The organism is Peptoniphilus faecalis (genome assembly GCF_012976305.1).
Lineage (GTDB): Bacteria > Bacillota > Clostridia > Tissierellales > Peptoniphilaceae > Peptoniphilus_A > Peptoniphilus_A faecalis.
Genome location: NZ_JABDSR010000001.1, coordinates 233,765 through 243,630 on the forward strand (window position 1 = coordinate 233,765; position 9,866 = coordinate 243,630).

At 30.8% G+C, this 9,866-nt stretch carries 9 protein-coding genes; 1 reads left to right on the plus strand and 8 read right to left on the minus strand.

Annotated features, from left to right (window positions below):
- Nucleotides 1-101: 101 nt before the first annotated feature.
- The 8 genes from purD to HKO22_RS01230 form a co-directional block, all read right to left on the minus strand.
- Nucleotides 102-1,346 (minus strand): phosphoribosylamine--glycine ligase, encoded by a 1,245-nt coding sequence (gene purD, locus HKO22_RS01195; RefSeq protein WP_169967943.1) that lies wholly within the window; start codon nucleotides 1,344-1,346, stop codon nucleotides 102-104.
- Nucleotides 1,347-1,354: 8 nt separating this feature from the next.
- The gene (gene purH, locus HKO22_RS01200; RefSeq protein WP_169967944.1) at nucleotides 1,355-2,866 is read right to left on the minus strand and encodes a bifunctional phosphoribosylaminoimidazolecarboxamide formyltransferase/IMP cyclohydrolase; all 1,512 of its coding nucleotides are present in this window, start codon (nucleotides 2,864-2,866) and stop codon (nucleotides 1,355-1,357) included.
- Between the two features lies 1 nt (nucleotide 2,867).
- Nucleotides 2,868-3,470: a phosphoribosylglycinamide formyltransferase gene (gene purN, locus HKO22_RS01205; RefSeq protein WP_169967946.1), complete on the minus strand. Its 603-nt coding sequence runs from the start codon at nucleotides 3,468-3,470 to the stop codon at nucleotides 2,868-2,870.
- Nucleotides 3,454-4,485 carry a phosphoribosylformylglycinamidine cyclo-ligase gene (purM, locus tag HKO22_RS01210; protein WP_169967947.1) on the minus strand — a complete coding sequence of 344 codons (1,032 nt, stop codon included), beginning with the start codon at nucleotides 4,483-4,485 and terminating at the stop codon, nucleotides 3,454-3,456. Before purM ends, purN begins: the two co-directional genes overlap by 17 nt.
- 11 nt (nucleotides 4,486-4,496) lie before the next feature.
- On the minus strand, nucleotides 4,497-4,973 hold the full coding sequence (gene purE / locus HKO22_RS01215) for a 5-(carboxyamino)imidazole ribonucleotide mutase (RefSeq protein ID WP_169967949.1): 477 nt from the start codon (nucleotides 4,971-4,973) through the stop codon (nucleotides 4,497-4,499).
- 8 nt (nucleotides 4,974-4,981) lie between these two features.
- Nucleotides 4,982-5,662 (minus strand): phosphoribosylaminoimidazolesuccinocarboxamide synthase, encoded by a 681-nt coding sequence (locus HKO22_RS01220; protein ID WP_075659047.1) that lies wholly within the window; start codon nucleotides 5,660-5,662, stop codon nucleotides 4,982-4,984.
- A 515-nt stretch (nucleotides 5,663-6,177) separates the two neighbouring features.
- On the minus strand, nucleotides 6,178-8,322 hold the full coding sequence (ppk1, locus tag HKO22_RS01225) for a polyphosphate kinase 1 (RefSeq protein ID WP_169967951.1): 2,145 nt from the start codon (nucleotides 8,320-8,322) through the stop codon (nucleotides 6,178-6,180).
- A complete protein-coding gene (locus HKO22_RS01230; RefSeq protein ID WP_169967953.1) occupies nucleotides 8,300-9,217 on the minus strand; it encodes a Ppx/GppA phosphatase family protein in 918 nt (305 codons plus the stop codon). The genes ppk1 and HKO22_RS01230 overlap by 23 nt, the downstream gene beginning before the upstream one ends.
- 282 nt (nucleotides 9,218-9,499) lie before the next feature.
- Between HKO22_RS01230 and HKO22_RS01235 the strand changes: the two genes are divergently transcribed.
- Nucleotides 9,500-9,866: transposase family protein (locus HKO22_RS01235; RefSeq protein ID WP_169967955.1), on the plus strand; the 367-nt coding region annotated here is incomplete at its 3' end.

Sequence of the window (9,866 nt, forward strand, 5' to 3'; positions counted from 1 at the left end):
CTCTTATAGTTTAATACAAAATTAAATTTCTGCAAATAAAAAGAGATGAGATTTTTAACTCACCTCTTCTTAAGATTTAATACTATTTTTTAAATAGATATTTATTTTATTCCAATATCTTTTCTAAAATAAATACCATCAAAGTTTATTCTATGGGCATTTGCATAGGCTTTTTCACGAGCTTCTTTTAAATCTTTTCCAAGAGCTGTAACAGATAGTACTCTTCCTCCATTTGTGTAAAGTGAATCAGTCTTTTTAGTCCCATTGTGGAAAACCATTATATCTTCGTCCACCTTATCAAGTCCACAAATTTCTTTGCCTTTTTCATAGGAACCAGGATAGCCTCCTGAACACAATATGACTGTTAAACAAGTTTCTTCTTTCCATTTGATGTCTTCCTTTTTTAATTTTCCATCAATTGTTTTATTTAGAATTTCAAATAGATCTGAGTCAAGTCTTGGCATTAAAACTTCTGTCTCAGGATCTCCAAATCGAACATTAAATTCCAAAACCTTTGGTCTATCATCTTCAATCATAAAGCCTATAAATAAAATTCCAGAGTAATTTAATTTTTCTGACTCAAGACCATCTTCAATTTTTCTGTAAATTTTTTCAAGATTTTTTTCTAGTTCTGGACTTACCGAAACTGGAGAATAAGTACCAACTCCTCCAGTGTTTGGTCCTTTGTTGTTATCATAAATTTGCTTGTGATCCTTTGCTCTTTCTAGTGGGAATAATTTATTATTTGAAACTAAACAAAGTACAGATGCTTCTTCTCCTGTTAAAAACTCTTCTATTACAACTGTACTTCCTTCATCTCCAAAAATTTTATCTTTGAAGATCTTTTTAAGGGCATCCTCTGCTTCAGATTCTTCATGACAAATCATTACGCCCTTTCCTAGACAAAGCCCATCAGCTTTTACAACTAGTGGGTAATTAAATTCAATAAGCCCATTAATTGCGTCTTCATAATTTTTAAAGCTTTTATATTTTGCTGTTGGAATAGAATATTTTTCCAAAAACTTCTTTGTAAATTCTTTGGATTTTTCAAATCTTGCACATTCTTTATTTGGTCCGAAAATTTTAAGACCCTTTTCATTAAAGGCATCTACAATCCCCATGCAAAGTGGATCTTCTGGTCCAACTACGGTTAAATCAATTTTTTTATTTTCTGCAAATTCTAGAAGTTCATTAATATCCTTGGGGTCAATGTCAATGTTTTTTGCAAAATTTTCTGTGCCTCCATTTCCCCTTGCCATGTAAATTTCATCAACGCTTTTACTTTTTTTTAATTTCCATGCAAGTGCGTGTTCTCTGCCACCATTTCCAATTACAAGTACTTTCATTAGTCCTCCTAGTGTCTGAAATGCCTTATATTTGTAAAGACAAGACAAATACCATTTTCATTTGCATAATCAATTACTTCTTGATCCTTTACAGATCCACCTGGTTGTACTATTACATCAATGCCAGCCTTATCTAAAAGTTCAATTGTATCTCTAAAGAAAAATCCGTCAGAAGCAAGAACAGCTCCCTTTGCTTTTTCTCCCGCTCTGTCAATTGCCTCTTCAACTGCCCAAGATCTCTTCGTTTCACCTTGACCTAGTGCAAGAGTGCCGCCATCCTTTGCAATTACAACTGAATTTGAGAAAGTTGCTTTGCAACAAGTGAAGGCAAATTTCAACTCTTCTAATTCTTTTTCATTTGGCTTTCTATCTGATACAAAGGAAAGTTTTTCTTCATCCCAAACTATATCGTCAGAATCTTGAATTATAATACCATTTAAAACTTGTTTAAATCTCTTTCCGCCTTCATATAGTCTTTCAAACTCTGGCACTTCAATAAGTCTAATATTTTTCTTTTCAGTTAGAATTTCAAAGGCTTCTTTAGAAAAACTAGGTGCAACAACAATCTCAAGGAATATTTTTGATAAATGATTGGCAGTTTTTTCGTCTACCTCTCTATTAAGTGCGATTATTCCCCCGAAAATTGATTCATCGTCACATTCATAAGCCTTTATAAAAGCTTCTTCAAGAGTTTCGCCTGTACCAATTCCACATGGATCAGTGTGTTTAATAGCAACAGCTGCTGGTTTTTCAAAATTTACAACTGCATTAATTGCAGAATACATATCGTTTAGGTTATTGTAAGAAATTTGTTTTCCATGAAGAACATTATAAGAAATTCTATCTGGAGTATAGCTGTTTTCGTAGAAAGCAGCCTTTTGATGAGGGTTTTCTCCATATCTTAACTCTTCAGAAAGTTCATAACTCTTGTTTAAATACTTTGGAAATTCTTCAGGTAGTCTCTTCAAGAAATAATTAGAAATAATGGTATCATAATGTGCAGTATAGCTAAAGGCTTTTTTGGCAAGATACTCTTTAAATTCTAAATTATCTCCATCTAAATTATTAAGTACTTCTTCATAATCACTTGGATCAGTTACAATAAAAACATCTCTATAATTTTTTGCCGCAGCTCTAATCATAGATGGACCACCAATATCGATGTTTTCAATCATAGTATCATGATTAGCTTCTTCAAGTAACTTCTCTTCAAAGGGATATAAATTATTTACAACCATATCGATTGTTTCAATTCCTTCATTTTTTAAAGTTTCCATGTGTTCATTTATGTCACGTCTAGCTAGAATGCCACCGTGTATTTTTGGATTTAAAGTTTTTACTCTACCGTCTAAAATTTCCGGAAAACCTGTTACGCTATCCACAGATATTACATCAATTCCTGCTTCCTTTAATTTTTTAAAAGTTCCACCTGTAGAAATGATTTCCCAATTTCTATCTGCAAGCTTTCTCGCAAATTCAACAATTCCCTCTTTGTTAAAAACTGAAATAAGTGCCCTCATACTAACCTCCGATTACAACTTTTCCATTAACGACTTTTAATTTATCTTCGCAAAAATACTTTACTGACTTTGGCAAAATTTCATGTTCAATCTTTAAAACTTTTGCTTGAAGTTCTTCTGGTGTTTCATCTCCTACTTCAGTAATTTTTTGCATGATAATTGGACCATCATCTGCACATTCATTTACAAAATGAGTAGTTGCACCAGTGTATTTAACACCTTTTTTTATGACAGCCTCATGAACTTTTAACCCATAATAACCCCTGCCACAAAAGGCAGGAATTAGTGATGGGTGAATATTTATTATTTTATTTTCATAAATTTTTATGATTTTTTCTGGCAAGATTTTTAAATACCCTGCAAGAACAATTAAATCTATTTTATTTTCAGATAAAGTGCTTATAAGTTTTTCGTCATCTTTGATGACAACGCCCTTAATGCCAGCATTTTTTGCCCTAACAAGACCATAAGCATTTTCTTTATTAGAAATGACAATTTTAACCTTTCCGTTGATATAATCATTTTTTGTATTGTCAATAATGGCTTGAAGATTTGTGCCACCACCTGAAATTAAAACTGCAATATTTTTAGAAACTAAGTTCAATTTTATCTTCTCCAGAAATAATTTTTCCAAGTTCATAAAGTTTTAAGTCGCTGTTTTTAAAAAAATCAACAACTCTTTCTCTATCATCTTCTGAAACAACAATAGTAAGTCCAACTCCCATATTGAAAGTAGAATACATATCTTTGTCATTAATATCTGCCCACTTTTTTAGAAGTTTAAAAATTTCTGGTGTTTCAATAACAGATGCATCCACTTTGGCACAAAGCCCATCTGGTATCATTCTTGGTATGTTTTCATAAAAACCGCCGCCAGTAATATGGCTCATTCCCTTAATATTAACAGTTTTTAATAGTTCTAAAACTTCTTTTACATAAATTCTAGTTGGTTTTAAAAGTTCTTCTCCAAGAGTGCATTCAAGTTCATCGAATTTTTCATTTAAGTCAAAATTGCAGTGGTCAAAAATAATTTTTCTCACTAAAGAATAACCATTTGAGTGAACTCCATTAGATGAAAGTCCAAATACAATATCTCCTTCTTTAATGCTGGAACCATCGATAATTTTATCTCTATCGACAACTCCTACACAAAATCCAGCAAGGTCATATTGATCTTCTTGATAAACTCCTGGCATTTCTGCAGTTTCTCCACCAATAAGAGATGCTTGAGCTTTTATGCAACCTTCAGCAACTCCCTTTACAATTTCTTCCATTTTTTCAGGTATTAATTTTCCTGTAGCAATGTAATCCAAAAAGAAAAGAGGCTTTGCACCTTGACACAATATATCATTTACACACATGGCTACACAATCGATGCCAATAGTATCATGTTTATTTAGCATATGTGCCAAAATTACTTTTGTACCAACTCCATCAGTTCCACTTACTAAAACAGGATGTTTAATTTCACTTAAATCTAAATTGAAAAGACCTGAAAAACCACCAATAGATGATAAAACATCCTTTGATTGAGTTTTTGCAACAATATTTTTAATTAATTCAACTTCTCTTTGACCGGCATCAACATCTACGCCTGCGTCCTTGTAATTAATTGCCATCTCCGCTCCTTTTATCCTTCGTAAACATAATCGGTGTTTGCAATTTTTCTTGACATATCTGCTCTAAATTTTTTTAACTTTTCCTTTAAATTATCATCAGAAATAGCTAAAATTTCTGCTGCTAAAATTGCAGCATTTTCTCCGCCATTTATTGCAACAGTTGCAACAGGCACGCCACTTGGCATTTGGACAGTGGAAAGAAGTGCGTCAAGTCCATCAAGAGTTGAACTCTTTACTGGAACTCCAATAACAGGTCTTGTAGTAAGAGCTGCGATAACACCGCCAAGGTGAGCAGCCTTTCCTGCAATTGAGATGAAAACTTGACTTTCATCTTCAGCATTTTTTACATAATCTTGTAATTGATTCAAGGCTCTGTGAGCAGAAATTACTTTGGCGTCATACTCAATTCCAAACTCTATTAACTTTGCAACTATTTTATCTGCAATTTCTCTGTCGGAAATTGAACCCATTATAATTGATACTCTCATTTTATCCCTTAAATATTTAAATATTTTGAAACATCAAGTGGTTTTACATATTCGCCGTCTTTATAAGCTCTCATGTTTCCACCACTAACTTCGTCTATTAATACAATTTCATTTGAACCTTCAAGTTTACCATATTCAAATTTAATATCGTAAAGGTCAAGTCCACATTCAGCTAAAATATCTTTAACAACATTAGCAATTTTTTTATTCATTTCTACGATTTTATCATATTCTTCAGCTGTTAAAATACCTAGAATAGCAAGCCCATCTTTTGTAATTAGAGGATCATCTCTTCCATCATCTTTTAAAGTAAATTCAGTATATTCAGGAAGGTCAGCCCCTTCTTCAATATAAAGACCATATCTTTTGTAGAAAGAACCTACAGCTTTGAATCTTGTAATAACTTCAAGACCTTTGCCAAAAACCTTTGCTCTTTTTACTTCCATTAAATTATTGTCAACATCTGCAGAAATATAGTGAGTGTCAATTCCAGCTTCGTTGATTTTTTCAAAGAAGTATTTTGTAACTTTTAAACACTCTTTACCTGCGCCTTCAATACTACCAGCTACTTGGTTTCCACCAGTATCAAAAACTCCGTCAGTTCCTGTCATATCATCCTTAAATTGTAGATAACATCTTCCATTTTCTTCTAAAACATTCTTAGTTTTTCCTTGGTAAATAGTCTTCATAATTCCTCCAGTAAAATAAAATAAAGCCCAAAGAGGCAGATTTCGTAAAACCTACCCCTCTGGGCTTTTTTCCCTAAGGTGTGATACTTTTAAAAAGCATCCGTACCGCTCGGTCCTTGGCAAAGCCCGGATCCCTAGGTACACTTTCACTCAAAATATGAGCTCTCATACAACTAGATTTTAACAATTTAAAATTTAATTGTCAATAGTTTTTCTAAACTTGTAAAAGACATCGCACCCATGGATATAACAAATAGGATTGTCTTAATAATAGTGAAAAATTGTATATTAGATAAAAACTTTTTGTAAATATATAGTAAAAATATTTTAATAAACTATATGCTGTGATAATAATTTAATTTCACTAATTTATCTTAACTATTTCTATAAAATATATTCAATTACCCTAATTAGGAAATTCTCTTCTTTTCTATTATAAGTGTCTTATTAATATTGCATTTTTATGTAAAAATAATACTCCTAGAAAATCTAGGAGTAAGACTAAATTTAATTTTTTATTTTTTAAAGAAACTAAAAAGTTTTCCCAAGAAGGATTCTTTTTTAACACTTTCTTTTTCTTGGATTTTTTCCTTTCTTGCCACGACTTCATCTATTTTACTTCTTGCAGAAAAATTCTTTTCTTCTCCTTCCTTTACAAAATATCTTTGAGAAGAAAATTTTTCGCCACAATCTTCTATTTTTTCATATTCTCCACTGCTATTCATAAGCCTTGCACCGGCATTATCCTTCATTTGAACTTCCAAATATTTTAAAATTCTCTCTTTTATTTCAGAATCTAAAATCGGCGTAGCTATTTCAACTCTATTTTCAGTATTCCTTGTCATTAAATCTGCAGATGAAATATACATCACTGAATCTTCTTTGCCGAAAACATATACTCTTGGATGTTCCAAAAATCTTCCTACAATAGATCGAATTCTAATATTTTCACTTTGGTTTTTTATTCCAGGTAGTAAACAAGAAATTCCTCTAATTATTAAATCAACTTTAACTCCCCTTTGTGAGGCTTCAATAAATTTTTCAATAAAATCCTTATCAGTTAGAGAATTAAATTTACATAGAATATATCCCTTTTCACCCTTTGCAATTTCTCTTTCCACATGGTGCATTAACCCAGTCTTTAGTGTAGTTGGAGATTGCAACAAATGCATATATTTGCCATCTAAATTTCCAATAGACATATTTTTAAAAAAATCTGTTGCATCAAGTCCTATTTCTGAATTGGCAGTCATAAGTGAAAAGTCCGTATATTGTTTTGCAGTTGATTCGTTATAATTTCCTGTTCCAATTTGAGTAATATAATTTAAGTTCTCTGTTTTTGGATTTCTAAAAGTTATTAAGCAAATTTTAGAGTGCATTTTGTATTTATTAAATCCATAGATAATGTTGCAACCTTCTTCATAGAGAATATTTGCATAATTTATATTTGATTCTTCGTCAAACCTGGCCTTTAATTCTACGAAAACTGTAACTTCTTTTCCATTTTGTGCAGCTTCAGTCAAGTATCTTACTACCTTTGAATTTTTTGCAAGTCTGTAAATTGTAATTTTTATAGATTTACAATCTGGATCATTTGCTGCTTCCTTTAAAAGATTTAGAAAAGTATCCATGCTTTCGTAAGGATAGGATAAAATTCTATCCTTATATCTTACATCGTCTATAATGCTTTTGCTAAAGTCTGCTGGATTATATTGAATTAAATCTTTATATAAAAGTTTGCTTTTAATTGCCTTTGGAATATCCTTAATTAAATCAAATACATATTTCATATTAAGAGGTGATTCTATTGGAAAATATGCTGCCTCTGTCAATTCAATTTTTTCAAGTAAAAAATTAAGAGATTGTTTAGAAAGTTTACCTTTAGACTCGAGCCTTACAACATTTAATCTCTTTCTCTTTTTAAGTATGCTCTTCATGTATTCCCTATAATCGTCAAACTCTTCCCAAGTGTCTCTGTCGTCAACAAAATCTGTATTTCTAGTAACTTTAATAATATTTTTTGATAATATTTTATATTCTTTAAAAATTTGATTGATTTGATTTAAAATAATTTCTTCTATTAAAATGTATTCAAAATTTTCTCCAGGAAGAATTAAATATTTGGGATAAGTATTTCTAATGGGAACTATTCCAAATACTTTTTCCTTGCCCTTTTCAAGATTGGCAAAGGCATATAATTTTGTATTTTCTAAAAAGGGAAAGGGATGATTAATATCGACAATTTGAGGAGAAACCAATTGGTCAATTCTCTTAATATAAAAATCTTCCACAAAAGTTTTTTGTTCTAAATTTAAATCGGTATATTTTAGCTCTCTTATATTTGATTTTTCTAAATTTTCACTAACCTTTTTAAAGATTTCATCCCGTTCTCTATACATCGCTGGCAAAGTTTTTAAAATTGCATTAATTTGTTCGCCTGCACTCATGCCCGTTTTATTATCCTTGACTTCTTTTTTGAGTGCAGAAAGATCGTGAAGAGAGCCAACTCTTACCATAAAAAATTCATCTAAATTTGAAGCAAAAATACTTACAAACTTTAATTTTTCAAGATCTGGTACACTATCTTCAGTTGCTTCCAATAGCACTCTTTCGTTAAATCTAAGCCATGACAGCTCTCTATTTTGAAAATAAGATTTCATTATTACCTTCCAATACTTTATAAATTAAATACCCTTCTCTGAGACCATTGTCAGAAACTTCTATCTCATTGATTTCTAGTTTTTCCATTACAGTTTTTAAAATAATTATTCCGGGAATTAGTGTGTGAATTCTCGCAGGGTTGATCCTAATAATTGACCTAATGGTATCAGTCTCTCCATCTTTAATGAGATCTACAAGTTTGTAAATGTCTTTAATAGTGAAATGATCTTCATCCTTAGACCATAAATCTGCAATAACTTTTCCCGCTGTTCTTATAGTTCCTCCAATTCCAATTAATCTAACTGCCTTAGTTGAAAAATGTGAAGAATTAATCTCACGAATAACGGATTTTTCAATGGCACGAATTTCACTTTTCTTTGGCAAAACTCTTGATACATTTTCTCTAAATAGAAGAAGAGATCCCGTACTTAAGTTGATAAATTCCTTGGGACCATTTTTTTCAAAATAAACAATTTCTGTACTGGCACCTCCAATATCTATTGTAATTCCTCTATCTGCTTTAATTTCACTTCTTATGCCAACATTGCCAAGAAAGGCTTCGTCAACTTGTTCTAAAACATCTATATGGATATCTAGATCTCTTTTAACTTTTTCAAGCACCTCTTCGGTGTTATCTAAATTTCTAAGAGATGCTGTTGCAAAGGGTGAAAAAGTGTCGACATTTAGTTCCTTTACAATATTTTTTATACTGTAAAGAGTCTTTGTAAGCTTTTTTATTCCCTTTCCAGAAAGCTCTCCATCGTGAACATAAGTAATAAGCCCAGCTGTATACTTTTTATTTAATACTTTTTTAAAATTTTTAACATTTCCTTCTACATCAAAGATAATTAGTCTAATTGTGTTTGATCCTATGTCTACTATTGCGTGCCTCATAAATCTCCTCTTTTTAATTTTAAACTTTATTTGTAAATTTCTCGTAAAATATTTTTTTATACTATGTAATATTCTCTAATTTTATTATAACCACTTTTCTACAAATTAAAAAGTTAAAGAAAAAACACGGCATCACACCGTGTTCATAATAAATGGTTCTATAATAAATAGTGTTGGTGAGAAATCATCAGCACTATTTTTGCATGGAAATGTATAAAAAATAGACATAGAAATCACATTCCTATAAAATATAGTTGCAACCAAATACCAAGGAGTGATTCTATGTCTATTAATAATTATATAAAAGATTTGTTGAACATTAAAGATAAAAATATAGTAATTGATACTGAAAATATTATTGTCAAAAAAGTTAAGTACATAGACACTAAATTTATTTATGGAAAATTAACTTATACACCAGAGGTTTGCCCATGTTGTGGTCATGTTAATGAATCTTTTAATATTATAAAATATGGTACTAAAATTTGTAAGATTAAACTTCCTGATGTTTCTAATATACCGACTATTCTTTTTCTAAAAAAGCAAAGATTTTTATGTAAAGAGTGCGGTTCTACCTTTAGTGCTAAAACCAATATAGTTAATGAGTATTCTAATATATCTAATGATGTAAAAAGAAAGATTGCTGTAG